Source organism: Candidimonas nitroreducens (assembly GCF_002209565.1).
In the GTDB taxonomy this organism is placed as follows: domain Bacteria; phylum Pseudomonadota; class Gammaproteobacteria; order Burkholderiales; family Burkholderiaceae_B; genus Candidimonas; species Candidimonas nitroreducens.
Genome location: NZ_NJIH01000003.1, coordinates 769835 through 796363 on the forward strand (window position 1 = coordinate 769835; position 26529 = coordinate 796363).

The 26529-nt window shown below is 63.6% G+C and carries 25 protein-coding genes; 16 read left to right on the forward strand and 9 right to left on the reverse strand.

The features are described from left to right. Positions 1-41: 41 nt before the first annotated feature. Positions 42-1187, reverse strand: coding sequence for a PA0069 family radical SAM protein (locus tag CEY11_RS07135; protein WP_088602639.1), 1146 nt, complete (start codon positions 1185-1187; stop codon positions 42-44). Positions 1188-1457: 270 nt separating this feature from the next. On the opposite strand from CEY11_RS07135, the gene CEY11_RS07140 reads away from it, so the two are divergent. From CEY11_RS07140 to CEY11_RS07180, 9 genes are all read left to right on the forward strand, one after another. Beyond that, the gene (locus CEY11_RS07140; protein ID WP_088602771.1) at positions 1458-2540 is read left to right on the forward strand and encodes an asparaginase; all 1083 of its coding nucleotides are present in this window, start codon (positions 1458-1460) and stop codon (positions 2538-2540) included. A gap of 216 nt (positions 2541-2756) precedes the next feature. Beyond that, positions 2757-3080 (forward strand): type II toxin-antitoxin system TacA family antitoxin, encoded by a 324-nt coding sequence (locus CEY11_RS07145; protein ID WP_088602640.1) that lies wholly within the window; start codon positions 2757-2759, stop codon positions 3078-3080. Then, on the forward strand, positions 3031-3552 hold the full coding sequence (locus CEY11_RS07150; RefSeq protein WP_088602641.1) for a GNAT family N-acetyltransferase: 522 nt from the start codon (positions 3031-3033) through the stop codon (positions 3550-3552). Before CEY11_RS07145 ends, CEY11_RS07150 begins: the two co-directional genes overlap by 50 nt. A 118-nt stretch (positions 3553-3670) precedes the next feature. Then, positions 3671-4369 carry an aspartate/glutamate racemase family protein gene (locus tag CEY11_RS07155; protein ID WP_088602642.1) on the forward strand — a complete coding sequence of 233 codons (699 nt, stop codon included), beginning with the start codon at positions 3671-3673 and terminating at the stop codon, positions 4367-4369. Positions 4370-4628: 259 nt separating this feature from the next. Next, positions 4629-5558 carry a hydrolase gene (locus CEY11_RS07160; RefSeq protein ID WP_088602643.1) on the forward strand — a complete coding sequence of 310 codons (930 nt, stop codon included), beginning with the start codon at positions 4629-4631 and terminating at the stop codon, positions 5556-5558. 88 nt (positions 5559-5646) lie between these two features. Further along, positions 5647-6591, forward strand: coding sequence for an ABC transporter permease (locus CEY11_RS07165; RefSeq protein WP_088602644.1), 945 nt, complete (start codon positions 5647-5649; stop codon positions 6589-6591). After that, positions 6588-7409 carry an ABC transporter permease gene (locus CEY11_RS07170; RefSeq protein WP_088602645.1) on the forward strand — a complete coding sequence of 274 codons (822 nt, stop codon included), beginning with the start codon at positions 6588-6590 and terminating at the stop codon, positions 7407-7409. Before CEY11_RS07165 ends, CEY11_RS07170 begins: the two co-directional genes overlap by 4 nt. Then, positions 7406-9082: a dipeptide ABC transporter ATP-binding protein gene (locus CEY11_RS07175; protein WP_088602646.1), complete on the forward strand. Its 1677-nt coding sequence runs from the start codon at positions 7406-7408 to the stop codon at positions 9080-9082. Before CEY11_RS07170 ends, CEY11_RS07175 begins: the two co-directional genes overlap by 4 nt. Positions 9083-9106: 24 nt before the next feature. Continuing rightward, the gene (locus CEY11_RS07180) at positions 9107-9724 is read left to right on the forward strand and encodes a GntR family transcriptional regulator (RefSeq protein ID WP_088602647.1); all 618 of its coding nucleotides are present in this window, start codon (positions 9107-9109) and stop codon (positions 9722-9724) included. Between the two features lie 51 nt (positions 9725-9775). Here the strand turns inward: CEY11_RS07180 and CEY11_RS07185 are convergent, their stop codons facing one another. Continuing rightward, on the reverse strand, positions 9776-11335 hold the full coding sequence (locus CEY11_RS07185; protein WP_088602648.1) for an ABC transporter substrate-binding protein: 1560 nt from the start codon (positions 11333-11335) through the stop codon (positions 9776-9778). Positions 11336-11369: 34 nt separating this feature from the next. Beyond that, the gene (locus CEY11_RS07190; protein ID WP_088602649.1) at positions 11370-12512 is read right to left on the reverse strand and encodes a C45 family autoproteolytic acyltransferase/hydolase; all 1143 of its coding nucleotides are present in this window, start codon (positions 12510-12512) and stop codon (positions 11370-11372) included. A 409-nt stretch (positions 12513-12921) separates the two neighbouring features. On the opposite strand from CEY11_RS07190, the gene soxC reads away from it, so the two are divergent. Both soxC and CEY11_RS07200 read left to right on the forward strand, forming a co-directional pair. After that, positions 12922-14247 (forward strand): sulfite dehydrogenase, encoded by a 1326-nt coding sequence (gene soxC, locus CEY11_RS07195; protein ID WP_088602650.1) that lies wholly within the window; start codon positions 12922-12924, stop codon positions 14245-14247. Beyond that, on the forward strand, positions 14234-14893 hold the full coding sequence (locus tag CEY11_RS07200) for a c-type cytochrome (RefSeq protein ID WP_088602651.1): 660 nt from the start codon (positions 14234-14236) through the stop codon (positions 14891-14893). Before soxC ends, CEY11_RS07200 begins: the two co-directional genes overlap by 14 nt. Positions 14894-15031: 138 nt before the next feature. On the opposite strand, the gene CEY11_RS07205 is transcribed toward CEY11_RS07200, so the two are convergent. Then, positions 15032-15967, reverse strand: a complete 936-nt coding sequence (locus CEY11_RS07205) for a LysR family transcriptional regulator (protein WP_088602652.1) — start codon at positions 15965-15967, stop codon at positions 15032-15034. A gap of 137 nt (positions 15968-16104) precedes the next feature. Here CEY11_RS07205 and CEY11_RS07210 point away from each other — a divergent pair, with 137 nt between their 5' ends. Together CEY11_RS07210 and CEY11_RS07215 are read left to right on the forward strand one after the other, a co-directional pair. Then, a complete protein-coding gene (locus tag CEY11_RS07210) occupies positions 16105-17133 on the forward strand; it encodes a Bug family tripartite tricarboxylate transporter substrate binding protein (RefSeq protein WP_158215224.1) in 1029 nt (342 codons plus the stop codon). Next, positions 17133-19154 (forward strand): oxidoreductase, encoded by a 2022-nt coding sequence (locus CEY11_RS07215; RefSeq protein WP_088602654.1) that lies wholly within the window; start codon positions 17133-17135, stop codon positions 19152-19154. Before CEY11_RS07210 ends, CEY11_RS07215 begins: the two co-directional genes overlap by 1 nt. A gap of 31 nt (positions 19155-19185) precedes the next feature. Here CEY11_RS07215 and CEY11_RS07220 read toward each other — a convergent pair whose 3' ends face one another. Continuing rightward, positions 19186-20520: a chloride channel protein gene (locus CEY11_RS07220; RefSeq protein WP_198958846.1), complete on the reverse strand. Its 1335-nt coding sequence runs from the start codon at positions 20518-20520 to the stop codon at positions 19186-19188. A gap of 374 nt (positions 20521-20894) precedes the next feature. On the opposite strand from CEY11_RS07220, the gene CEY11_RS07225 reads away from it, so the two are divergent. Then, the gene (locus CEY11_RS07225; RefSeq protein WP_088602655.1) at positions 20895-21908 is read left to right on the forward strand and encodes an extracellular solute-binding protein; all 1014 of its coding nucleotides are present in this window, start codon (positions 20895-20897) and stop codon (positions 21906-21908) included. Here CEY11_RS07225 and CEY11_RS07230 read toward each other — a convergent pair. Beyond that, positions 21905-22342 carry an NUDIX domain-containing protein gene (locus CEY11_RS07230; RefSeq protein ID WP_198958847.1) on the reverse strand — a complete coding sequence of 146 codons (438 nt, stop codon included), beginning with the start codon at positions 22340-22342 and terminating at the stop codon, positions 21905-21907. The genes CEY11_RS07225 and CEY11_RS07230 overlap by 4 nt on opposite strands. 53 nt (positions 22343-22395) lie before the next feature. Between CEY11_RS07230 and CEY11_RS07235 the strand changes: the two genes are divergently transcribed. Both CEY11_RS07235 and CEY11_RS07240 read left to right on the forward strand, forming a co-directional pair. Further along, positions 22396-23484, forward strand: coding sequence for an ABC transporter ATP-binding protein (locus CEY11_RS07235; protein ID WP_088602656.1), 1089 nt, complete (start codon positions 22396-22398; stop codon positions 23482-23484). Between the two features lie 2 nt (positions 23485-23486). Continuing rightward, positions 23487-25130 carry an ABC transporter permease gene (locus CEY11_RS07240; protein ID WP_088602657.1) on the forward strand — a complete coding sequence of 548 codons (1644 nt, stop codon included), beginning with the start codon at positions 23487-23489 and terminating at the stop codon, positions 25128-25130. Positions 25131-25282: 152 nt separating this feature from the next. On the opposite strand, the gene CEY11_RS07245 is transcribed toward CEY11_RS07240, so the two are convergent. From CEY11_RS07245 to CEY11_RS07255, 3 genes are all read right to left on the reverse strand, one after another. Continuing rightward, positions 25283-25567: a BrnA antitoxin family protein gene (locus CEY11_RS07245; protein ID WP_088602658.1), complete on the reverse strand. Its 285-nt coding sequence runs from the start codon at positions 25565-25567 to the stop codon at positions 25283-25285. Next, positions 25554-25853 carry a BrnT family toxin gene (locus CEY11_RS07250; protein WP_088602659.1) on the reverse strand — a complete coding sequence of 100 codons (300 nt, stop codon included), beginning with the start codon at positions 25851-25853 and terminating at the stop codon, positions 25554-25556. Before CEY11_RS07250 ends, CEY11_RS07245 begins: the two co-directional genes overlap by 14 nt. A gap of 135 nt (positions 25854-25988) precedes the next feature. After that, a complete protein-coding gene (locus CEY11_RS07255) occupies positions 25989-26327 on the reverse strand; it encodes a hypothetical protein (protein WP_233154750.1) in 339 nt (112 codons plus the stop codon). Between the last annotated feature and the right edge of the window lie 202 nt (positions 26328-26529).

Below are 26529 nucleotides of genomic sequence, written 5' to 3' on the forward strand. Positions count from 1 at the left end.
GCGGCACGCCTGCCCTGGCTGGCCGATGGGCAGGCGGAGAGTCAGAAGAGCTTCAATTGGGGGCTTTCTTCCTGTACGCGATGTGCTGCGGCCCGATGTTGCGGCGGCCAGCGTTCCGGGGCCTGGCGCCGCAGCGGCTGGGGCGCCTGAGCCCGGACAAAGAGGTCGGTGCGCAACAGCGTGCGCCGCTGGTTCAGGCCGGCCTGGGCGCAGGCGCGGCGGAAGCGCTGGCGGATCAGGTCGGCGTAGACGCCGCTGCCGCGCATGCGGGTGCGGAAGTCGGAATCGTATTCCTTGCCGCCACGCATCTGCCGGACCAGGTTCATGACGTGGGCCGCCCGCAAGGGGTAGTGGCGCAGCAGCCATTCGCGGAACAGATCGGCGACTTCGAGCGGCAGGCGCAGGACGTTATAGGCGGCGTCTTGCGCGCCCGCGTCGCGCGCGGCGAAAAGGATTTTTTCGATGTCGACGTCGTTGAGCGCCGGGATGACGGGGGCCACGATTACCCCGGTAGGAATGCCGGCTACGCTGAGCTTGCGGATGGCCTGCATGCGCGCGCCCGGTGCGCTGGCGCGCGGTTCTAGCGTACGCGCGATGTCGCCGTCGAGCGAACCGATGGAGATGAATACCCGCGCCAGGCCCTTGGCGGCCATGCGGGCCAGGACGTCCAGGTCTTGCGTGACGGAAGCCGACTTGGTGGTGATGGCCACCGGGTGGTTGAATTCTTCCAGTACGGCCAGGATGGCACCGGTGATGCGCAGGCGCCGTTCTATGGGCTGGTAGGGATCGGTATTCGCGCCCAGCGCGATGAGCTTGGGTATGTAGGACGGGCTGGACAGTTCTTTGCGCAGCACTTCGGCCGCGTTCTGTTTGGCGTACAGGCGGGTTTCGAAATCCAGCCCGGGAGACAGGTTGAGATAGGCGTGGGTGGGCCGCGCGTAGCAATAGACGCAGCCGTGCTCGCAGCCGCGATAGGGGTTGATGGACTGGTCGAAATAGATGTCGGGCGAACTGTTGTGGGAAATAATGGACTTGGCCTGCTCGAGCGCCACGGTGGTGGGGCGCCGCGGGGCTGCGATGGGTTCGCCCGGCGCCCAGTCGTCGTCGATGGCTTCGCGCTGCAAGGCTTCGAAGCGAGGCGTTTTGTTGGAGAGGCTGCCCCTGCCTTTGATTGCGGCGGTATGCATGGCTAGGCTCCGAAAATACTGTATTTATGTACAGTATATAGCGTAACCGCCTGGCCTGCCATAGGGCCGATATATCACAGCGCCGGGGCGGCCTGGGCGGGCCGCGCCATCCCCAAAGGTGGAATTGCCCCGTAAAATCGGCGCAAACCATCCGCATGCATCTCTACCACCCTCGGGGGCTTAATGGAATACGCGATTTCGAGCCGATTCTGGCTGGCCGGCCAGCGTGCCGCGGCCTTGTGCGCAGGCATCGGCCTGTCGCTGGCGGCTATGTGCGGCGGCATGCCGGCCCATGCCGGCGAGGGTACGGCCAGCGCCTCGGGGGCGAAGAATGCAAGCAGCGGCGATGAACCGGGCCGCGCGCTGCCGCACATCATCGTGCTGGCCACCGGCGGCACCATTGCCGGCAAGGCCGATGCCCGTTCGGCTACCGGATACAACGCGGGCGAGGTCAGCGCCGCACAACTGCTCGAATCGGTTCCCGGTCTGTCCAGGCTGGCCCGCATCAGCGCCGAGCAGATCGCATCCATCGGCTCGCAGGACATGAACGACCAGGTGTGGATCAAGCTTGCGCACCGGATCCGGCGCATCGCCGAGCAGCACGAGGCCGACGGCGTGGTCGTTACGCACGGCACGGACACCATGGAGGAAACCGCGTTCTTCCTGGACGAGGTGCTGCGCACCAGCATGCCGGTGGTGCTGACCGGTGCCATGCGTCCGTCGACCGCGATCGGGGCCGACGGCCCGCGCAACCTGTATGAGGCAATCGAGGTCGCGGCCAGCCCGGCTACGCGCGGCCGCGGCGTGTTGATAGTAATGAACGACACCGTAGAAAGCGCCCGCGGAGCCACCAAGGCCAATACCTCCAGCGTCCAGACCTTCATGTCACCCAACACCGGCCCCGTCGGCTATGTCGACCCCGCCGGCGTGCGCTACGTGGCGGCGCCGCCCGCGCCGCGCCATGGCAAACCCTACGCGCTGCCGGCTGGCGACAGTCTGCCACGTGTAGACATTGTCTACTCGCACAGCAATATGGGTGCCGCGCAGATCGAGCACGCCGTGGCCGACGGCGCCAAGGGCATCGTGCTGGCCGGCGTGGGCGGCGGCAACACCTCCAAGCAGGCGCTGGACGCCATGGAGAGCGCCGTGCGGCAGGGTCTGGTCGTGGTGCGTTCGACGCGGGCTCATTCCGGATTCGTGGCGCGCAACGTCGAGGTCGACGACGACAGGCTGGGCTTCGTTGCCGCCCTGGATCTGAACCCGCAGAAGGCGCGGGTGCTGACGCAATTGCTGATCGCCAACGGCATCACCGCGCCGAAGCAGGTACAGCAGGCGTTCGAGCCTGGGCGGTAACGAGCATGGAGTATGGCGGCGGCTTTTAGCTGATCGAGGTGATTCCGCGGATCGTCTTGCGGCATATTGCCGCTGCAACGGCTTTTTGAGCCCCCGGCGCGACATCGCCGCAGCGCGGCGGCAGGGCATGAGTTCCTGATAATTTTGCGCATAATAGTGGTGCCAAAATGGCACCACGACATATAATAGTCCCGTAAGGTGATAGCGGAGCACGAAATGACGACAGGCACTCAGGATCGCGGACGAATTACCGCGCGCGTATCCGTCTCGGTGCAGGAAACATTAGAGACGGCGGCGGGTATGATCGGATCGACGGTGAATCAGTTCATCGTGCAGAGCGCGCTGCGCGAGGCCGAGCGCATCATCGAGCAGGAACGGGTAATACGCCTGTCGGCGCGCGAAGCCGAAGGCTTGTTCGCGGCCCTCGAAAACCCCCTGCCGCCCAATAAGCAATTGAGGGCGGCCCTGGACGACTACACGGCGCGACGCAATGATCAGACTGGAGCAATTGACTGGCGGCCACGATCGAAACGGGTTTGACTGCGGCGTCGCAGCACTCGATACGTGGTTGCGGCACACAGCGCTGCAGCATCAGGCCAAGGGCATTTCCCGTACGGTAGTGGCGGTTCCGGAGGCGCAGGGGGTGGCGGACGAATGGCTGGATGCCGGGTTCCAGGGCATTACCGTGGCCTCCATACTCGGGTTCTACGCCCTGTCGTCCGCGTTGGTCGTAATCGAAGACCTTCCGCAGCAAACATCCCGCCGTTATCCGAAGCGGATTCCTGTTACGCGCCTGGGCCGCCTGGCCGTGCGTTCGGACGTGCAGTCCCAAGGCCTGGGCCGCTTCTTGCTCGCCGATGCGATCATGCGGGCGCGGCAGGCGGCCTTGCGCGTCGGCAGTGCGGGCATTGTGGTCGACACCAAAAGTGCGGCGGCCGCGCAGTTCTATCAGCGATATGGCTTTGTGGCGTGCGCCGGCCAGTCGCGAAAGTTGTTCCTGGCGATGTGGTGAAAGCTCGGAACCTTAATCCGCCCGGCTCGCTGCGCAGCCTGATATCCTTGCCAACGGGGTGCCGCCTGCTGGATATTCGAGGCATGACGCAATCGGCGCTAATCGAGGAGGGTAGGCAATGCCTCAAAAAATCATCGGCCTGATAGGCGGTATGAGCTGGGAAAGCTCTTTGGAGTACTACCGCATCATCAACCAGCGTGTGCGTGAGCGGCTGGGCGGGGTGAGTTCGGCGCGCTGTTTGATGTGGTCTTTCGATTTTGCCGAGATCGAGGCGCTGCAGCACGCGGGCGACTGGGACGGGGCGACGCGCGAGATGATCGAGGCGGCGCGCAGTCTGGAACGGGGCGGCGCTTCGTTCCTGGTGATCTGCACCAACACCATGCACAAGATGGCCGACGAAGTGCAGCGGGCGGTGGGCATACCGCTGCTGCATATCGCGGATCCGACCGCGCGGCGCATCAAAGAGGCGGGCTTGCGCCGGGTGGGCTTGCTGGGCACGGCTTTCACCATGGAACAGGATTTCTACAAAGGCCGGCTGCAGCGCGAGCATGGCCTGCAGGTGCTGACGCCCGACGCACAGGGGCGGCAGACGGTGCACCGCATTATTTACGAAGAGCTGGTGCAGGGGCGCGTGCGGCCCGAGTCGCGCGAAGCCTATCGGCATGTGATGCGCGCGCTTGCCGCGCAAGGAGCCGAGGCGATCATCCTGGGATGCACGGAAATCATGCTGCTGGTGGGGCAGCAAGACAGCCCTGTACCCGTGTTCGATACGACCACGCTGCACGCGGTGGCAGCGGCCGATCTGGCGCTGGATTGATGCGCTGTCGTGTCGGCGTTTAGTGTTTTGGTTTGGAAATTCACACCCGTATCCGTCGGCTTCATGATGAGCGCGAGCTTCGAAGGCATCGCACTAGGGATTTCCCTCTTGCCGCCACCTATCGGCCTTTCTAAAATTGGCGCCAATTTATGTCGTATCGATACAGGGTGGCGGTGTCACTGGAAAAGATGGCATCCGTGCCGGCATCCCGGTGCTCGGCACCGCCTTATACGATCTTGCAGGGCCACAGGGGAATCTGATGACGGCTACACCGATCGACCCGCCGCAAACTGCGGATTCCCGTGCGCGGGCCATGTACGATTTTGGTCCCAGCACGATTTTCGCGGCGCGCTGCGACCCGCGGTTTTCCTACTGCACGTACGTGCCGCCGCATATTCAGCAGGCGGGGCAGGCGATGGAGTTGGTCGTGTTCATACACGGCACCGCGCGTTCATTCACGGAATATCGCGACGCGTACGCCGAGTTCGCCCGCTGGAATGACTGCATGGTGCTGTGCCCGCTGTTTCCGGTGGGGGTGCTGGGCGACGGCAACCGCGACGGCTTCAAGCAGTTGCGCGAGGGCGATATCCGCTACGACCAGGTGCTGCTGGGCATGGTCGACGAGGTCGCGCAAAAATTCCAGTGCGATTTCAGCCGCTTTGCGCTTTGCGGCTATTCCGGCGGCGGCCAGTTCGTGAACCGTTTTGCGTTGCTGCACCCCGATCGCCTGTGGGCCGCATCCATAGGCGCGCCGGGCTCGGTTACGCTGCTCGATCCCGAGCGCGACTGGTGGGTGGGGGTGCGCGACATGCAGGCGCAATTCGGCACGGCGCTCGACCTCGATGCGCTGCGGCAAGTGGCGGTGCACATGATCGTCGGCAAGGCCGATATCGAAACCTGGGAAATCACGCACAAGCCCGGCGGCAAGTTCTATATGCCGGGCGCCAACGACGCCGGGCGCACGCGTCCCGAACGCCTGCAGACCTTGAAGCGTTCTTTCGAAGACGCGGGCGTGGCGGTGACGCTGGATATAGTCGAAAACGTGCCGCACGATGGCATCAAGTGTGCCGGCCATATCCAGGACTTCCTGGCTGCGGCGCTGCGCGCGCGGCGTGCGGGCGGCAGGGGGAATACGGCCGCAAGCCCGGGCCCAGGTTCAAACCCAAGCCCCAGCCCCGGCGGGCGCTGACCCCTTCGCCCGCACCGGTCTAGCCCCGCGAAGAAATGAAAGCCGCCGTCAACGCCGGCGCGTATGGAACCAGGAGCCTGGAGCGCCCATGCTGCGTTTCATAATGTCGCGGGTAGTCATGGCCATACCGACGCTGTTGATCGTGTCGGTGGCGGTGTTCGTGCTGATCCGCCTGATTCCCGGCGACCCGGCGCAGCTGCTGCTGGGCGACCTGGCAACCCCGGCCAGCCTGGCGGATTTGCGCGCGCGCATGGGCCTGAACCAGAGCGTGGCGGTGCAGTTCGGCATCTGGCTGCGGCACATGCTGCATGGTGACCTGGGCGTATCCATCAGCACCGGCCAGCCGGTGCTGGAACTGGTCTGGAGCCGTTTCCTGGTCAGCGCGCAGATCGTGGTGGCGGCCGTAATCTTCGCCAGCCTGGTGGCGGTGCCCGTGGGCATGATTGCGGCCTGGAAGCAGAACCGTGCGCCCGACTTCTGCCTGGTGGGCGCGGCCACCCTGCTGGTGTCCATACCCACGTTCTGGATGGGCCTGCTGCTGCTGATCCTGTTCGGCCTGAAGCTGCAGTGGCTGCCGGTGGTGGGATATGTGTCGGTCAGTACCGACTGGAAGGCCGGCCTGCTGTACCTGGCCATGCCGGTACTGACGCTGTTCCTGCACGAGATCGGCGTGCTGATGCGCATGGCGCGGGCCAGCACGCTGGAAGTGCTGGGCCTGGACTACATCACGCATGCCCGCGCCAAGGGGCTGTCCGAGGTCACGGTGCTTACCCGCCACGCGCTGCGCAATGCCTTCGGCCCGACCTGGACGCTGATCGGGCTGGTGCTGGGGCATTTGCTGGGCGGCATCGCCGTGGTCGAAACCGTGTTTACCATACCCGGCCTGGGCCGGCTGCTGGTGGACGCCATCTTCTCGCGCGATTATCCGGTGATACAGGGCTGCCTGCTGTTCGTGGCGGTGATATATGTAATGGTGAATCTGGTGATCGACCTTTGCTATCCGCTGTTCGACCCCAGGGTGGCGGCGGAATGAGGCGCCGCAACGCGGCCAATGCGCTGGTGGGCGGCGCCATCGTGGCGTTGGTGGTGGCCGCCGCGGTAATGGGCGTGCTCTGGACGCCGCACAATCCGCTGCAGATCAATTTCGCCGCGCGCCTGCAGCCGCCCGGCGCGCGGTTCCTGCTGGGCACCGACGAGTTCGGGCGCGACGAACTGTCGCGGCTGATGGCCGGGGCGTCCATCAGCGTCTGGATCAGCCTGCTGACGGTAGCCTTCGCCGTCGTCGCCGGCACCATCATCGGCGTGGTGACCGGCTTCGTGCGGGGCTGGACCGACCGCATCATCATGGCCTTCAATAATGCGCTGCTGGCTTTTCCCGGCCTGTTGCTGGCCCTGGGCCTGCTGGCCGTGCTGGGGGCCAACGAGTACGGCATCATTCTTGCCCTGGGCCTGGCCTACACGCCGGCGGTGACGCGCGTGGTGCGCGGCTCGGTGCTGTCGCTGCGCGAGAAAGAATTCATCGAGGCCTCGCGGGTGATGGGCAATTCCGAGCTCTACACCATGTGCCGCCACGTGCTGCCCAATTGCGTGGCGCCGCTGACGGTGCTGACGACTTCGATGTTCGGCTGGGTGATCCTGGCCGAAAGCGCGCTGTCGTTCCTGGGGCTGGGCGTGCCGCCGCCGGCGCCCACCTGGGGCAATATGCTGGCCGCGGCGCGGCCCTTCATGGCGCAGGCCACGTATCTGTCGATATTGCCCGGCCTGTGCATCGCCCTGGCGCTGCTGGGTATCAATCTGCTGGGCGATGCGATCCGCGACTTGCTCGATCCGCACATGAGGGGCTCGCAGTGAATCCGCTGGTTTCGGTCTCGCATTTGTCATTGAGCGTGGGTGCGGCGGGGCGTGAAATCGTCAGCGACGTGTCTTTCGACATCGCGCCGGGCGAGATGCTGGGCATCGTCGGCGAGTCGGGCAGCGGCAAGACCCAGGTGGCGCGCGCCATCGTCGGCCTGACGCCGCCGCCCCTGGTGCGCAGCGGCGGCAGCATCTGCTTCGACGGCGTCGACATCACGCAAGCGCCGGCGCGTACCCTGCGCCGCCTGCGCGGGGCGCGCATCGGCATGGTGTTCCAAGAGCCCATGACCTCGCTGAACCCGTCCATGACCATAGGGCGCCAGCTGGAGGAAGGCCTGGAGCTGCACCGCAAGGACTTGAGTGCGGCGGCGCGCCGCCAACGCGTGCTGGACATGCTGGCGCGCGTCGGCATCCGCGATCCGGCCGCGGCGCTGCGGGCCTGGCCGCACGAGTTCTCGGGCGGCATGCGCCAGCGCATGATGCTGGCTTCGGTGATGCTGCTGCAGCCGGCGCTGCTGATCGCCGACGAACCCACCACGGCGCTGGATGCCGTGGTGCAGCGCGACGTGCTGGAGCTGATGGTGGGCCTGACGCGCGAGCACGGCACGGCGGTGCTGATGATCAGCCACGACCTGCCGATGGTGGCGCGCTATACCGAACGCATGGTGGTGATGCAGGGCGGCAGGGTCATGGAAACGGGCTCGACCGCGGAAATCCTGGCGCATCCGCGCCACGCATACACGCGCAAGCTGCTCGAGGCCATGCCGCGGCCCCGCCCGGCACGCCCCGAGCCGGCGGCGAACCCGATCGTCGAGGTCAAAGGCCTGCAGGTGGAATATCGCGGCCGCAGCCGCTTGTTCTCGCGCAGTGCGCCGGTGCATGCGCTGCGCGGCATCGATCTGCACGTGCGGCCCGGCGAGGTGGTGGGGGTGGTGGGCGGCTCGGGTTCCGGCAAGACGACGCTGGGCCGCGTCATCGCGGGCCTGCTGGCGCCCAGCGGTGGGCAGGTGCTGTTCCAGGGCAGGCCCGTGGGGCGCCACCCGGCGGGGCATCATGCGGCGGGCCGCCATGGGCCGGGCTGGGCCGATTATCGCCTGAACTGCCAGATGGTGTTCCAGGATCCGTACTCGTCGCTGGATCCGCGCATGACCATAGGGCAGCAGGTGGGCGAGGGCCTGCGCCCCTATACGCGGCTGGACGCCGCCGCCAAGCAGGCCCGGGTGCAAGAGGTGCTGGAAGAGGTGGGCCTGGGCGGCGATTACGCGCGCCGCTATCCGCACGAGCTGTCGGGCGGGCAGCGCCAGCGCGTGGCGATTGCCCGGGCGGTGGTGCGCAGGCCGTCTTTCGTGATTGCCGACGAACCCGTGTCGGCGCTGGACGTGACGGTGCGCGCCCAGGTGCTGGATCTGTTCGCCAGCCTGCAAGAGCGCCACGGTTTCTCGTGCCTGTTCATCAGCCACGACCTGGGCGTGATCGAGCAGGTTGCCGACCGGGTCGTGGTGATGCGCGAGGGCGCCATTGTCGAGCAGGGCACGCGCGACGAGATTTTCGAGCAGCCGCGCAACGAATACACACGCAGCCTGCTGTCGGCGATCCCGGCGCTGGAATCGACTGCCGAGGGTGGAGTGCGGCTGCGCTGGCGCCTTGCCGCCGATGACAGTTCCACATGAGGGTTACCGAGGAGGGACGCGCCTATGCCGAAAAAAGCGGCCACGCAGCCCGGCCTGGCGGATCGCATTGCCCATGACATACAGTCCGGGGTTCATGGCGCGGGCGCCTGGCTGAAACAGATAGACATGCAGGAGCGCTACGGCGCCAAGCGGCTGGACGTGCGGCGCGCGCTGGATCTGCTGGTACTCAAGCGCCTGATCGAGCACATCCCCAATCGCGGCTACCATGTATACGCCATGAGCGAGCGCAGCGAAGACGAGATCCGCGACGTCCGCATCATGCTGGAAGCCGGTGCCGTGCCGGATCTGATCGCCAGTGCGAGCGCGGCTGGCATCAAGAACCTGCGCGCTCTGGCCGAACGCTTCGCCGGCCTGCTGCGCGAGGGCACGCTGCTCGAGCAGTACGAGGCCAACCTGGCCTTCCACGCGGCGGTGTACGACATTTGTTCCAACCGCGAGCTGGTGGGCCTGATCGGGGACATGCGCGGCCGTGCACCCGCGGCGCCGGCCACACAGTGGTGGACGCGCGCTCGCATCGAGCAGTCGGCGCGCGAGCATTTCCAGATCGTCGAGGCCCTCGAGGCGCGCGACGCCGGGCGCCTGCGGAAGGTTATTACGGCGCACATCAGGCAAAGCGCCTGATACGAATTCGCGATCAAAACGGCAGCCGCGGGATGCTCCGCGGGCGCCACACTACTTCGCGGTCTTTTCCACTTCCCAGAGCCGCGCCGATTTCACGGCCCAGGGGCGGTAGCCCTTGATGTCGCTGCGATAGGCGACGATGTCCACCGGGTTGTACAGCGGCACCATGGGCGCATCGGCAATGAACATCTGGTGCAGCCGGTCGAAGATCTTCTGGCGCTCGGCATGGTCGACGTCGAGGTCGGCCTCTTTGATCAGCTTGATGGCTTGCGGATTGTCCCAGACCTTGCGCGGCTGCTTGTTCTTGTCGCCGGTAATCGAGTCGAAGCTCAGGGCCGGATCCATGCGCGCCGAGTACGGGAACGACATGAGCTGGTATTTGCCGGTGTTGTAGCGATCCAGCATCGCGGCCCACTCCATGACTTCGAGCCGAGTGTTGATGCCCGCCGCCTGCAGCATGGCCTGCAGCAGCACTGCCGACTGGTATGTCTGGGGAAAGCGCTTGGTGGCCATCAGTGTCAGCGTCTGGCCCTTGTAGCCGGCTTCCTGCAGCAGCTTGCGCGACAGCGCCGGATCGTAGGCCCAGCCCTTTTGCTCTACGGGCCCGTAGTAGGAAGAGGCCTTGGGTACGATCGAATTGTTGGGTTGCGCCAGGCCATAGGAAACCGCTTCCACCAACTGCTTGCCGTCGATGGCGTGGGCGATGGCTTGGCGCAGCTTGACGTTGGACAGCAGCGGGTCGCGGGTCTGCATCAGCAGCCCGGACATGCTCAGCACCGGGGCATGGGCCACCTTGATGCCGGACACTTTTTCCAGCACGGCTGCGTCGCTGTCGGGCAGGTCGTCGATGATGTCGATGTCGCCGCGCTGCAGGGCGGCCTTGGCCGTCGAGGCGTCGGGCACCACCATGAAGCGCACTTCGTCGACCAGCGGTCGCTTGGAGCCCGTGTAGCCGTCGGATTTGCCCGGCGGATTGGCGTAGCCGGCATAGCGTGTCAGGCGCACATATTGGCCGCGCTGCCATTCGGCGAAGGCGAAGGGGCCGGTACCTATGGGCTTGTCCCAGGTGCCGTCGGGCTTGACCGAGGCTTGCTGCAAAATGCCGGTGCCACCGCAGTCTACGCGCGCCAGCGAAGTCAGGAACAGGCCGTTGGCTTGCGACAGATGAAACACCACGGTGTGCGGGTCGGGCGCGTCCACGCCGGTTACCTTCATGCCATCGCGCCCGTCGAAGGCGCTGCGGCAGCGCCAGCCGGTCTTGGGATCCATGTCGTGCTGCCAGGTCCAGAGCACGTCGGCCGAGCTGAAGGGCGCGCCGTTCTGGAATTTGACGCCTACACGCAGCTTGAAGGTGTAGGTCTTGCCGTCCGGGCTGATGTCCACCGACTTGGCCAGCAGCGGGCGTACCGTGGCGTCTTCGCCGTAGGCCACCAGGCCTTCGACCACCTGCATGACCACGGCATCGCTATTGCTGTCGCGGTTGACCCCGGGTTCGCTGGAGCGGATGTCGGACGTGACCGAGATGCGGATGGTGCTGGGCGCCGTGGCGGCGCCGGCCGTGGCGCCCAGAGCCAGCGCGGCGGCCGCCGCCAGTAGGGTAGGGGTCTTCATGGCTTATTCCTCCTGATGCGCCGCGGGGCCGCGGCTATGCGGAACCGCAAGGGACAAGTTCCGGATCCGCCGTGAGGCTGTAGCGGGTAAAGGTACGGTTTTGCGCTGGCAGCGGCGCGACTTCCATAGTGCCCGTAGCGGGCTCCATGACGACCATGGCGACCGAGGCCGAAAGATTGGCGTGGCTGCCCGGACGCGGCGGCCGGCATACCGAATAGGGGGTGCCGAAGTCGTCGAACAGGGCGCGCTTCAGGTCGTCGAGCGTAAGCAGCTGTTTTTCGTTGAGCAAACGGCGTACGCGCCAGTCGCGATAAACGCTTTCGGGCATGCTGGCGCGGCCCGTGTCGCGCAACTTGCACAGCGCCGCCGGGTCGACCCAGTGGTTGGCGTGCACGATCAGGTCGTCGGCGCCGGGATACAGCGCAAAGGCCTCGTCGGGGGCGCATTCGTAATCGATGCCGAAGCCCTCGGCCATGCCCAGCATGATGTTGTTCGAGCAGGACTTGGGCGTGGAGGCCACGGCCTTGAGGGCCAATGCGAAGTGCTGCTGTTCCAGCACCTTGCGGCGGATCAGCGACAGCGGTACGCCGACCTGCCTGAAGTCGCGTTCGGATTCCAGGTAGTTGGCGGTAATGGAAATGCCCGCGCTGTTCAGGCCGCTGCGCGCCAGGCCGCCCGCCTCGACGAAGGTGAGGAAATCGGGGCCGTCGTCGTTGTGGACGCGCAGCACGACAGAGGTCTCGGCGCATTCGGCGCGCCAGTCCCAGTTCTGGCCATGCAGCAGCTTGCCGTTGGCCGAACGGTTGGGCAGGATCAGCGCCCCGGTGCAGCCGTCGTCGGGTTCGAGCTCGGCGGCCTGGTCTTGTTCCGCGCGCGCCTTGGCGACCACCTCGGTGCGCGCGTTGATCATGACAATATCTTCAAACGGTATTTTGGCGCCTTCTGCGATACCGTGCATTTCTTCAATGTAGTGCGGGGCGAAGCTTTCGATGTCGCGGGCGAAACTTTGGATGAGGCGGCTGCGCGCCGCCGCCTCGTAGCCCAATGCGGCCAGCGTCTGGCCATACATGGCTGCGCTCTTGGCAATACGCGCCGCGGCTTGGCGCCCGTATGACTGGCCGCGTTGTGCGGCTGTGCCGGATACGGAGACGAAGGGGAACTGCGGGATGTTCGGCATGGTGGACGGGTCAGCCTGAGGGTGGGGGCGGTGAAGCCCTGGAAAAAATTCTATCGTATTTTGATGTCAAAAAATACTACGGGTTTTCTCCTAGGAAAAACCCTCGCAGCCCCGGCTCCAGGTGGCGGTTTCAGGTGCCGGATGTCGCGTGTAATGGTTCATTGTCGGCCTGGCGCTCGGTGTTGTATATGACTTTTGAAGATAGTATCCTGAGCAAAACATCAAATTACGCAATATCGCAATATCGCATCCGGCGCGTCGCGCTGGGCGCTGCAGCGCATCCGGTTCCGGGCCGTAGCGCCAGGGGTTGCGGGCAAGCCGGTGGTTTCTGGCCCGGCGGCCTCGTAAGGCGGAGTAAAGGCGCGGGATAAAGGCAGTAAGTGTTGGCTTATTCTGTTGGGAGGCAGATATGGAGTCTGATTCACTGGTGCAATCCGCAGCTTCCGTGGCACCCATAGCGGGCGATGAATTGAAACGGCGGCGTTTCCTTCAACATGCGGGCGGCGTTCTGGCCGGGGCCATGGCCTCGGCGGCCACCGGTGCCTTCGCCCAGGGCGAGTCCGCGTCGCCGGCCGCCGCCCAAGCGCAGGCCGGGCCCGAATATCCGCCCGGCGTACCGCCCTGGAGCAAAACGCCGGGCAAGCCCATCAGCAAGCACCCGTATGGCATGCCCTCGCCGTTCGAAAAAGACGTGGCGCTGGATGTGCGCCCCACCGACAAGCAGTACTGGTCTTCGTCGGCGCGGTCGCCTTTGCAGGATCTGGACGGCATCATCACGCCCAATGGCCTGTTCTACCAGCGCCACCATGGCGGCGTGCCCGCCATCGACCCGGCGCAGCATCGGCTGATGATCCACGGCAAGGTCGAGAAGCCCTGGCTGTTCACCATGGAAGATTTGCGCCGCTTTCCTTCGGTGTCGCGCATCCACTTCCTGGAATGCTCCGGCAACCCGGGCTATGGCGTGCATGGCAAGACCGCGGCGCAGGCAAACGGGCTGGTCAGCTGCGCCGAATGGACGGGCGTGCCGCTGAAGACGGTGTTCGAGGAAATCGGGGTCGATACCAGCGCCAAGTGGGTGGTGGCCGAAGGCGCCGATGCCGCGGCCCTGACGCGCAGCATACCCATGGAAAAATGCCTGGACGACGCCTTGCTGGTCTATAGCCAGAATGGCGAGCGCCTGCGGCCCGAGCAGGGCTATCCGCTGCGCCTGCTGGTGCCCGGCTTCGAGGGCAACATGAACGTCAAGTGGCTGCGGCGCCTGCACGTGGTGGATGCCCCGGCCTATTCGCGCGAAGAAACCTCCAAGTACACCGACCTGCAGGCCGACGGCAAGGCCCGCCAATTCACGTTCTACATGGAGGCCAAGTCCATCATCACCTCGCCTTCGGGCGGCCAGAAGATCCCCAAGGGTGTCTGTGAAATCCGCGGCATCGCCTGGAGCGGCCACGGCAAGATCAGCCACGTCGACGTGTCCGTGGACGGCGGCCGCAACTGGCGCCGCGCCGAATTGCAGCTGCCTGTTCTCACCAAGGCCTTGACGCGTTTCAGGCTGTTGTGGGAATGGGACGGCAAGCCCGCGGTGATCGTCAGCCGCGCCACCGACGAAACCGGCTATGTGCAGCCCTCGCTGGAAGAACTGGTGCGGCTCAGAAGCCTCAACGGCACGTATCACAACAATGCGATGACGCCCTGGCGCATTGCCGAAAACGGGGAGCTCACCAATGCGTACGCCTGAACATCGCCCCGTTTTGCCTCTGTCGCGGCGCCTGCTGTGTGGTCTGGCGGGTGTGCTGCCCGCGGCGGCCGTGCTGGCGGCAAGCCCTGCGCAGCCGCACCAGTACGGGCTGGGCCATGCCGCCACGCCGCAGCAGGTCGCGGGCTGGTATATAGACATCGCGCCCGATGGCAAAAACCTGCCGGCCGGCAGCGGCACCGTGCTCCAGGGCAAGAAAATATTCGACAGCAGCTGTGCGGCCTGTCATGGGGCCAAAGGCGAAGGCGGCATGGGCGACCGCCTGCAGGGCGGCCAGGGCACGCTGGCCAACGCCAAGCCGATAAAAACCGTGGGCAGCTACTGGCCGTACGCGACCACGCTGTACGACTACATCCGGCGGGCCATGCCCATGACCGCGCCGCAGTCGCTCAGCAACGACCAGGTCTATGCTGTGTCGGCCTATGTGCTGTACTTGAACGGCCTGGTCAAGGAAGACAGCACGCTGGACGCCAAGTCGCTGATGGCGGTCAAGATGCCGAACCGCGACGGATTCATTTCCGACCCACGCCCCGACGTGAAGGATCAGGCATGCATGCAGGACTGCCCACCCCTGCATGTCAAGTCCGTTCAGGCGGAAAAAGCCGATTCCGCCGCGCATCCGTCGTAGCGTGTCGTAGCGCGCAAAGCCCGGGGGCGGCGCTTCAGCGCCGCTTCCACCACCCAAGCAGCGCGTACGACAGGCGGGCCTTGCGCCGCCAACCCGCCAAGCCATGCGCGCATGCCGGGCCTGTGGCCGCGGCAGGGCTTACAGGTGTGCGGCACATGCCTTGAGCATGGTTCTGAACCGGGCAAGCGAGTCTATGCTGTTCTTTTCGTTGCGCGTAATCAGCAGCAGCGGCGATGGGCTTATGGGCCATTCGAATGCGATCTGCCGAATCATCTTCAATTTCTCGAATCGGGCTACCGCGGTGGCGGGAGCGATGGTCAGAAAATCCGATACCGAAACCAGGTGCAGGTTGGAAAAAAAGGACAGCGATTCCACTACAGGAGTTGGCGGCACGAGCCCATTCTGAATGAAGGCCTGGTCAAAGGTGTTTCTGGTTTGTGAATCGATTGACAGCAGAGCCCAGTTTTGCGGAACCAGGTCATCCAGCGTGATCGACGGCCTTTTGCCGAATTCATTGTCGGGGCTGCACGCGAGCTTCAGCCCAGTTGCCAGTAATTTCTCGAAAGAGAACTCGCGATAAGGCAGCTGCGACAGGGATTTTGCGTCCACCCGCCCGATCACGCAGTCCAGCTCGTTGTTGTAGAGCGCTTCCATTGCATGCTCTACCGTGCTCTCGGTGAATTTGAGCACCAGATCGACGCCGCGCTGCTTGATCAGCGCAATCACCTCGGGAATCAGGTCTATCATCGCCGCCGGCAGCACCCCGATGCGCAGATAATGCCCGCTCGCCGAAGCGATATTGGCGTCCCGGGCGGCATGCAGCTCATTCAAGAGCGCGGCCAGACGTGCCTTGGTCGCGATCCCGGCGGGCGTCAGCATGGCTCCTTGCCGGTCGCGCGCCACCAGGGATACTTCGAAGGCCTGCTCCAGGTCATTCAGCATCGCGGTGATCGCCGGCTGCGTCAAATGCATGGCTTCTCCCACCTTGCGCAGCGAGCGGTGCGTATCGATCATCTGCAGCAACATCAGGTGCTTGATCCGGAGCTGCGCCAAATGATTCGAGGTCGTGGTCATAACGAATATCTATCACGTTGAATATAAACATGATTATGACCCGGGCGCGTCCGGGCGGTAGCATTGAATGCGCACACCATGTGCTTGGGCGGCCGCGGGTTCAGGCTTTCACTCATAGAAAAACAAGGAGTAGAGACATGATGAAGTTTCCTTTGCTTCGCAAGGCCGGCCTGTACCGCCTGCTTGTGTCGCTGGGCTGGGGTTTCGGCGCCGCCGCGTCGTTGTTCGTGGCGCCCGCCGGCGCAGCATCGAGCGACTATCCCAGCAGGGCAGTCACGATCGTCGTGCCGTGGCCGGCGGGAGGCACCACCGATCTTGCCGCGCGCAAATTCGCCGAACCGCTTGCCAAGCGCCTGGGCGAGTCCGTCGTGATTCAGAACAAGCCCGGGGCGACCGGCATAGTCGGGGCTGCGTCCGTGGCCCATAGCCGGCCGGACGGCTACACCTTGCTGCTGGCCAGCGCCGAGACGCATGCCATCAACCCGTACACATATGGCAAGCTGCCCTACGATGCCGCCAAGGACTTCATTCCGATTGCAGCCTTTGCGACCAATCCTTATTCCATCGTCGCACGTGCGAACTTTCCCGCGGCGACCGTCAAGGATCTGGTAGAGGTGGTGAAGAAAAGCCCCGGCAAGTACACGTATTCCTCGGCTGGCCTGGGCAGTGCATCGCAGATCGTGATGGAAATGTTCAAGCGCGAGGCTGGGCTGCAGATCCTGCATGTTCCGTTTCAGGGCGAGGCGCCCGCAGTGACCGCATTGATGGGCGGAGAGGTCGACATGATGGTTCTGCCCGCTGGGCGTGCCCAGGTCTTGTCCTCGGGCAAGAAAATCAAGGTCTATGCCGTCACGACTCCGCAGCGCTTCCCGGGGTTGCCGGCAGTGCCCACCTTGAAAGAGGAAGGCTACCAGAACCTCCAGGTCGCCAACTGGTTTTCGCTGATGGCGCCGGCGAATACGCCCAAGGCCGTCATCAGCAAGATTTCCGCGGCCGTCAACGACATATTGCAGGATCCGCACACCGAACCGATGCTGGCTACTTTGGGGCTGGGTGTATTCCAACCGAGCATGACTCCCTCCGAATTTGCCCGGTTCGTCGCCCAGGAACGGCAGCGTTGGGGCGATGTGGTTCGAGAAGCCAAGATCCGCATCCAGAAGAAATAATGGTCGACACCGCCGTATCTCAGGCATTGCCAGACCGGCCTCCATCGGCCTACGCGGCGCTGCAGTCCCCGTTCACGCTGGCGGGCCATACTTTGCGGAACCGGCTGATCCACGCCGCCATTTCGACTTTTTCGGCGTCGCAAGGCGCCGTGACGGATCGCTTGATCCACTACTACGCCAATCGTGCCCGGGGCGGTGCGGGCATGATCATTACGGAGCCGGTCGGTATGATCCGGCGCCAGAGCGTGCCCAACTGGGTGCAGGCGTGGGATGATGCTCACGAAGATGGGTTGAAGCGGTGGGCCCAGGCCGTGCGGCTCCATGACACCCGGCTGCTGGCTCAGCTTGTGGATCGCGGGCGCGGCCGCAATATTCCTGGCAGGAACCCGGACGCGATCGGCCCTTCGGCGCTTCCGGACGACCTGAGCCTGACCATGCCGCGCGCGCTGCGGCTCGATGAGATCCGGGCCCTTATAGAAGAATTCGCGGGATCCGCCCGGCGGTTGCAGCGCTGCGGCTTCGACGGCATCGAAATCTCGGCGGGACACGGCCACTTGTTTCATCAATTCCTGTCGCCCCGCATGAATGCCCGTACCGATGAATACGGGGGCGATCGTGCAGGCCGCGTGCGCATACTGGCCGAACTGATTTCCGCAGTCCGTGCGAACTGCGGGTCTCATTTCATTATCGCCGTCAAGTTGCCAGGGGATGATTACCTGGAAGGCAGCATAGACATTGCGGAAGCGGGTGCGATCGCCCGGCTTGTGGCGGCTGCGGGCCCGCCCGACATGCTCAGCTTTGCCTACGGCAGCCACTCGCGCGCTCTCGAGCGCCACGTGCCCGACGGCCATGCGCCGCGCCTGTCGTATCTGCCGCAGCTCCAGGAGCTGCGCAAATCGGTTGCGGGCATTCCCGTTGCCGCCCTGGGGCGCATAACCGACCCGGCCGAGGCCGAGGGAATCCTGAGCCGCGGAGATGCCGAGCTTGTCGCCGTCGGCCGTGCGCTGATCGCCGATCCCGATTGGCTGCTCAAGGCGGCACGCGGAAGAACCGACAGCATCCGCTATTGTGTTTCGTGCAACACCTGTTGGGAGTGCACCACCGCGCTGCGCCAGCCGATTCGCTGCGATAACAATCCATTGCTGGCGCATCCTGATGAAAACCTGTGGCGTCCGCCGCCTGCGACGAGCCGGCGCCGCGTTGCCGTGATCGGCGCGGGTGTCGCGGGGATGGAGGCCGCCTGGATTGCCGCGGCCCGTGGGCACGATGTCACGGTATTCTCCAGAACGGGGCAAATCGGCGGCAAGGCCCGGTTGCGCAGCACCTTGCCAGGCGGCGAATCCTTCAGCAGCGTCTACGATTATCAACACACGCAGGCGCTCGGGGCCGGCGTCCGTTTCCAGCTAGGCATGGAGGCTACGCGGGAAGATATCTTCGCTCTGGCTCCCGACGCCGTCGTACTGGCTTGCGGAGCGGACATGGTCGCGCCCTCGTGGCTGCCCGCGGATGTCCGGGACGCCGGCCTGGTGCCGGATCTGCGGGCCGCGATGTCGAGCCTGAGCGGGCTGGCCAGCCGGCAGCCCGGAGCCGCGGTTCTCTATGACCTGGATCACACTGAAGGCACCTATGCCGCGGCCGAGCAGTTGCGTGCGTTGTTCGACCGGGTCGTGATTGTTACCCCGCGGGATGCGCTGGCCAAAGACACCTCTGTCGTTACCCGCCAGGGCATCCTGAGGCGCCTTTATACGAAAAGAATCGACAGCTTCGTGCTTAGCGAACTCAAGTGGGGCGACGGTCTGGAAGATGGCTGGATCGACCTATGCAATGTGTATAACGGCGAGCCGGTGCGCATCCACGACGTATCGCTCTTGACTTACAGCACGCCGCGCCGGCCGGCGGATGAATTATTGCAGCCGCTGCTAGATGCCGGCATCGATGTCCATGTCATCGGCGACTGCCGCAACGCCCGGGATGTGCTGTCGGCCACCTCGGAGGGGTGCGCCGCGGGCATTGCGATCTAGGCGCGCGGGACGGCCCGGCCGCCGGATCCGGTCAGTGCCGCTTCCACCACCTGAGCAGCCCGTACGACAGGTGGGCCTTTTCCTGCCCGACCGGCATATCGGGCACGACCTTGAGCCACGACGACTTTGAATACGCCAGGCGCTGGTCGGGGTAGACGCTGCGGTGGCCGATGATGAGGTAGGCGGCGATGGCGCCGCCGGCCACGTAGATCATGCCTACGGCGCCGCCGAACAGTTCCACGCCCATCAGGATGGCGGCCAGGGGCGTGTTGGACGATGCCGCCACCACCGCGACCAGGCCGACCGCCGCGCCGAGCATCGGACTGATGCCCAGCAAATGTGCGCAGGCATTGCCGGTAACGGCGCCTATGACGAACTGCGGGGTGACGATGCCGCCGTAGAAGCCCGAGCCGAGCGTAATGGCCACCAGCAGGCTCTTCCAGAGGAATCCCAGATACGGCATGGGCTCGCCGGACAGGGCGCGATCCATCAGCGGCAGGCTCAGGCCCAGGTAGTCGGTAGGTATGGCCAGGATCAGCAGTGCGAGCAGGATGCCGCCGGCCAGCGGCATCAGCGGCGGCCAGATGTCGTAGCGCAGCCGCAGGCGCTGGAACAGGTTGCGGCTGAAGTGGATCAGGTCGACGAACAGCCAGGCGACCAGGCCGCAAACCATGCCGATGCCTATGGTCTCGATGAACAGCAGTTCCGAGAAGACTGGCAGCGACGGGATGTGATAGTACTGGTAGGGGATGCCCAGCCACCTGCTGACCTGGAATGAAGTGATGCCGGCGATGATGGCGGGGAACAGGAAGTCGTGGCGGATGCGGCCGATGGCCAGCACTTCCACGCCATAGATGGCGCCGGCGATGGGTGTGCCGAATACGCTGGCAAAGCCGGCGCTGACGCCGCAGGCGACGATGCGGCGCTGCAGTTCGGTATTCAGCTTCAGCACGTGGCCTATGCCCGCCGCCAGCGAGGCCCCGATGTGCGAGCAAGGCCCTTCTTTGCCCGCCGAGCCGCCGCAGCTCAGGGTGATGAGCGCCGCCACCGGCTTGATGACGCAAGTCTTGAACGGCATCTTGCCGCCCTGGTCGTACACGGCCGCAAGCATGGAGTCTTTCAGGCCGGTCTTGTTGGCGCGGTATCCGTAATACAGCAGCAGGCCATTGAGCAGCCCGCCCACCGGCAGCAGGATCATCTGCGCCCACAGCGGCACGGCGGCGGATTTCCCGGTGAGGTAATACAGCGGCAGCAGGAACAGGCTGGTGCCGCAGCCGACCACCACCCCCGTCAGCGTCGCCAGCGCCAGCCACTGCGCCACGGTGGCAAGCATGAGCAGGGGCTCGACGAGGTCAAATCGCCTCATGGGGGCGTATTTCCTGAAAATGGGTTGGCTACAAAATTGGCGAAAAAGCAGGCCGGCTGGCCGGAATTATAAGCGGAGGCTCGAGCGCGCCTGGTCGCAGCGGGTGCGAGATGCATCCAAGATCGCAGCGTCCGTAGCGGCCGGTAGCGCAGGGGGCAATAACACAGGAGGCTTGAGCCCAAGGGCGCTCTTAAGCGTTTAGTAAGCGTATGACTCCTAATATCAAGCGTATGGCCTGGGCCTGTCTGTATCTATTTGCGGATAGGCCGGTTGGCAAAACTAAGTTCCTTCACTGCATTTGAAGTCCGATCAGAGATAGTGTTCGGCAAGAGTCGACGTCCTGCCTGGCACCCAAGAGACAAGGAGGACGAGTCGTGTTGTTATCAAAATTCCACAAGTGCGCCGCCTACATGCTGGGTGGCGTGTTGGCTGGCCTGTTCATAAGCCCGCCTGCACCCGCCGCCGCGGCGGAAAGCTCGGTCGTCGTCTACACCCCGCTGAAGGCGGGGCCGGTGCGGCAGCTACTGCAGAAATTCACCGCGGACACCGGCGTGAAATTCAGCATGGTCACCGCCAACACAGGCACGCTGCTCAATCGCGTGAAGGCCGAATCTTCACACCCGAATGGCGATGTGCTGCTGAGCCTGGGCGGCGCAAACCTGCAGACGGCCTCGGCCTTGATCGAGCCCTACACTCCGCCGAACGCAAAGAAAATCCGGCCCGAATTCGATGTCCATGCGCTGTGGACGCCGTTCAGTGCCGCGACGGTGGTGGTGGCCATAAACACCAAAGAAGTTCCCAAGGCCGACAGGCCGGACAGCTGGAAGGCCCTTACCGACCCGAAATGGAAAGGCAAGATCGCGTCGACCCAGGCGGATTTGTCGGGCAATGCCTTTCAGGCGCTTGCCACGGTTTTGCTGACGCAGCCAACCGAAGAGCAAGGCTGGGCCTTGTACAAGGGCCTGTTGAAGAATTATGAATTCGCCAACAGCGCGGGTGCGGTCGCCAGACTGGTCAACGATGGCGAATATCCCATAGGCATACTTCTGGAAGACAACGCGCTCGATTATGTGCGCGCCGGCGGCCCCGTCGTCATCATGTACCCCAAGGAAGGCACGTCGGTGATTCCCGATGGCATGGCCATCATCAAGGGCGCGCCGCATCAAGAGGCTGCCCGCAAGCTGATCAACTGGGTGCTGAGCGACAACGGGCAACAGGCCATCGTAAAGCTGCTGTCCCGCCGCCCCGTTACCAACATCGACGTAGCGCCCAGTGGCGCGGTGTCTCTGGACAAGATCAAGCGCGTCAAGTTCGACATGAAGTATGTCGGCAGCCATACCGACGCCTGGGTCAAGAAGTGGAGAGCCCTGAACGATTCTCTGCGCTAAAGCTTCAGGGCGGCGGCAATGATGTCGGCATGGTCGAAGGCCAGCGGCGGAAGCGCATCGATGGGATACCACTGCGTTTCCGCTGCGTCGTCTGCAGCCTTGGCCTGCCCCTTTCTTGCGGCCGGCAGCTTTCCCAGGAAAGCCACCGTTATGGCGCGGCCGCGCGGATCCCGGCCAGGCTTGCCGAAGGCGCCGATCTGGATCAAGGGGACGTTCGCGATGTGGGTTTCTTCGGCCAGCTCGCGCGCCGCCCCGTCCATGAGGTCTTCGTCCAATTCCAGGCGGCCGCCCGGCAGGGCCCAGCGCCCTGCATATGGGTCGAACTTGCGGCGAATCAGAAGAATAGTTGGTGATGGTTTGCCGGTGCTCAGCAGCACGACGTCCGTGCAAAGTTCGAACTGCCCTGCGCGTGTCATTTTCGATGCTTCGGTCATGATGTAGCCCCATTTCCTGTGATTGCTATTCCTTGCTGCATGGGGAGCCATGAATGTCAAATATCAAAGTCCTGGAACTGAATAAATCTTATGGCTCTTCAAAGCTCGTGCTTGACAATATTAATATCGATATCTCGTCCGGGGAATTTTTTACTTTGCTGGGCCCTAGCGGTTGCGGCAAAACTACGCTGCTAAAGGTTATATCGGGGTTCCTGCCGCACAATTCGGGCGAGGTCTTTTTTGGCACCGAGCGTGTCGACAAGCTGCCGCCGCACCGGCGCGGCATCGGCATGGTGTTCCAGGACTACGCCATTTTTCCGCATCTGACGGTGCGCCAGAACATTGCTTTCGGGTTGAAGGTGCGCAAGATGGCGGCGGCTGAAAGCGCCCGGCGCGTGGCCGACGCAATCCGGCTGGTACGCCTCGATGGTTTGGAAGATCGAATGCCTTCGTCCCTGTCCGGCGGCCAGCAGCAGCGCGTGGGCATCGCGCGGGCGCTGGCGATCCAGCCCAGGCTGCTGCTGATGGACGAGCCGCTATCCAACCTCGACGCAAAATTGCGTGTCGAGATGCGCGACGACATCCGCAAGATCCAGCGTGATCAGGGCCTTACCACCATATATGTGACGCACGACCAGGAAGAGGCGCTGGCCATATCGGATCGCATTTGCGTGCTCAGCGCCGGGAAGGTTCAGCAGATCGATCGCCCCGACAGGATTTACCGCCACCCGGCCAATATGTTCGTGGCCAGCTTTCTCGGGTCGATGAATTTTCTTGCGGTGCGGGCCGAGAGAGGAAGGCTCGTGGCCGATGCGGGGAACGGTACGATCGAACTGAATGTGCCTGTCGTAGCAGATGTTGCCGAAGGCGCCTATACGCTGGGCTTTCGTCCGGAGGCGGTCGACGTCGGCGGCGGCGACCCCGACAGCCTGCGCATCGAAGCCAAGCTTCAATACATTACCTACTTGGGGCGTGAAGCGATCCTGACCCTGGCCGCGCATGGGGTTTCCATATCGGCAAACCTGCGGGATCGCGACATCGGGCATGCCTACAAGGAAGGCGACATGCTGCCGCTGCGCATACGGCGCGAGCAGCTCAAGCTGTTTGCGCCCGATGGCGTGCTTGCCCACGACGGCCTGTGATCATGCGCAAGCACTTTACCGATATCTGGCGTGTCTCCCTGCTTCTGGGCTGGCTGATTCTGGCGGCCCTGCTGTTGTACCCGCTGCGCACGATCATAGCGGCCAGCTTCAAGAGTAATGCCGACGGCCATTTCACGCTCCAGCACTATGTCGACGTCTTTACCAAGCACATCTACTATCACGACCTGATCAATACGTTCATCGGCGGCTTCGGGGGAATGATAGGGTCATTGGTGCTGGGCGTTGCGCTGGCCGCGCTCGTCACGCGATTCAAGGTGCGCGGCCCTACCGTAATCTCGTCGCTGGCCGTCATCGCGCTGGTGACCCCGCCTTTCATCGGCGCCTACGCATGGATCATTCTGCTGGGCTATGACGGCGTCATCCGGCAAGCGCTATTGAGCATCGGCATTCCCTGCCCGACCATATACGGCGCGGGGGGCGTCATCTTCGTCTTCAGCCTGAAGTTCTTTCCCTATGTATTCCTGATCGTTTCCGCGGCGCTGCGCAACGTCAATTCTTCGCTGGAAGAGGCGGCCGAGCTGCTCGGTATGCCGCCGGGCCAAAGGTTCTGGAAGGTAACCCTGCGCCTGATCGCGCCGGCGGTCTCGGCATCGGGACTGCTGACATTCATACTCTCGGTGGCAGACTTCGGCACGCCGCGCTTCATCGGCCACGACTTCCAGACACTGTCCACGCAGGCATACATCCTGTTCTCGTCCGAGACCGGCGAAAACCCCGGCATGGCTTCGACGATCAGCCTCGTCCTGCTGGCCATTTCGCTGGTGCTCGTGCTTGGGCAGCGATGGTTCGTGCGGCACGACCTGTCGCAAGGCTCGAAATCCCGGCCGCGGCCCCCGCGCGAAATGTCGCTGGGTACAAGCATACTCGTACACGGCGTTTGCTACCTTATCGCCGTGGTGGGCGTACTGCCCATGATCACTGTTTTCGTCGAGTCGTTCCGCAAGAAGAACGGCCCCGTCTTCATGCCGGGCTTCAGCCTGGACAGCTATCGGCAAGTGCTGGGCGAGGTGCCGGTGGCAATCGAGAATTCGCTGCTCTATGCAGGCGTGGCGGTGGTCGGTATCGTCATCGTCGGCACGGTACTGGGATACATCATCGTCCGGAAACGAAACTTTTTTTCCACGGCTCTCGACGCCGCCCTGACCATTCCCTACATCGTGCCCGGCATCGTCATGGGTATCGCCTACGCCGCAAGCTTCAACACTGGCGCCATAGCCATTACCGGCACGGCCACCATCATCATCCTGCAATTGTTCATACGGCGGCTGCCCTACGCCATGCGCGCCATGATCGCGGCCTTGCAGCAGGTCAGCCCCAGCATAGAAGACGCCGCGATCAGCCTGGGATACAGCCCCCTCAAAGTCCTGCTGAGGGTTACCGTGCCCTTGATAGGCCCGGGCATCCTGGCCGGCGCAATCATGAGCTTCATAACGGCCATCAACGAATTGTCGGCCACCCTGGTGCTTTATGTAGGCAACACCGTCACCATGCCGGTTCAGATATTCGAGCTGGTGGATCAGGGCGAGTACGGAACGGCCTCGGCGCTGTCGTCGATTTTGCTGCTGGTGACGACCATCCTGGTCTACATCGCGTTCCGCGTGGGGGGCGGGCGGCAGATGATGTGACTAAGCGGCCGCGTCGTCGCGGCTCGATTGAGCCGTGGCCCCCAAGTCTCAGTGCGGTTTTATCACTCCAGCCAGCTCATGCCATGATAAGTTTCATGCGGAGTGGGTAAGCAATTTTTATGAATGGGAGAGGCAAGCAGGTATAAGCCTTTTCAAGCAGCGCGCTTTTCTTGTTCCGCCACCTTCTCTGCCAGCCAGATCTTCATGAGCGATTGGTAGGGCACGTCCATCTTGTTGGCTAGTGCCTTGATGTGATCCAGCAGGGCATCGGGCAGGCGCAAGGAGATGGAGGTGGTGGACGGCTTGAGGTTGGGCAGTACTGCACGTACCGACTTTGACGAGTCGAAGTATTTGGTCGAGTCGTTGTTTGATGCTTCCCAGAAAGCCCGCTCTTCGGCTTCCGAGGCGAATTTCGGGATTGGCTTAGTCTTGCTCATATTCCTTACGCTCCTTGCGATGCATGTCGCGCGCTGAAATCACACGGATGAGTGTATCGTTGGCCCGCAGGGTGAAGATGACGGTTAGCAGGCGTCCTTCGTGCGTGCATCCCAAGGCTCGAATCCGCTGTTCCACTTGGCTGTGCTTGTCGTCCAAAGTGACGATCAGGGGATGATTGAAAAACACGGCTTCTGCTTCTTGTATGGAAACATCGTGGCTATGAGCGTTCTTGCGCTCGTTGCCGTGATTCCAATCGAAGCCAATGATTTTATTGAAATCAATCATGATTTGTATATTATCATAATATACAAATCATGATGTGAATTCAGGGCGGCGTATTTCTATTAGAAAGGCACCGGAAGGCCTGGGGTTGAGCTGGCGGGAATTGCCGGCCTTGACGAGGTTGACTTTGGCGTCAATTCACCGCCGCGGCCACAGCCGGCAGTATTTCTCGCTGCTTTCCAGGTTCGGCCCGGTGCTGCCGTCGGCTCGCACTATTTTGAGCCAGCCGTCCGGGTCAGACCGGGTGGGCCTGTCTCCGCAGTTGTTGTGTACCCAATGGATGCCGCCCTTGAAGGGTATGCCGCAGGCTTGAACCTTGTCGCCCACTTCTATGGTGTTCAAGGGTTCGGGCACTTTTTTTGAATGTGGCTGGTAGCCGGAGGCGAACACGTTGTCTATGGCGACGTCGTAAGTTTGCCCGTCGCCGCCGCGCAGTTTCAGGTGCGTGTGCGACAGCTCGACGCCTTTTTTGTACATGCCGTGCCTGAATTTTGGCGGTGAAACCACTTGGCCTACGAGCAAGGTGCCGCCGGAGGCCCTGCATATCTGCGCGTCTTTGGAAAGCGCGCTTGCGGTCTGGGATGCCAGAACCAGCGCGGCGCCGATAAGGGCATGGGTTGATAGCCAGGTGAGGCGGCTCGCGTGCATGCGTAAAAGTGACATTGGATTTTCTCTGTCT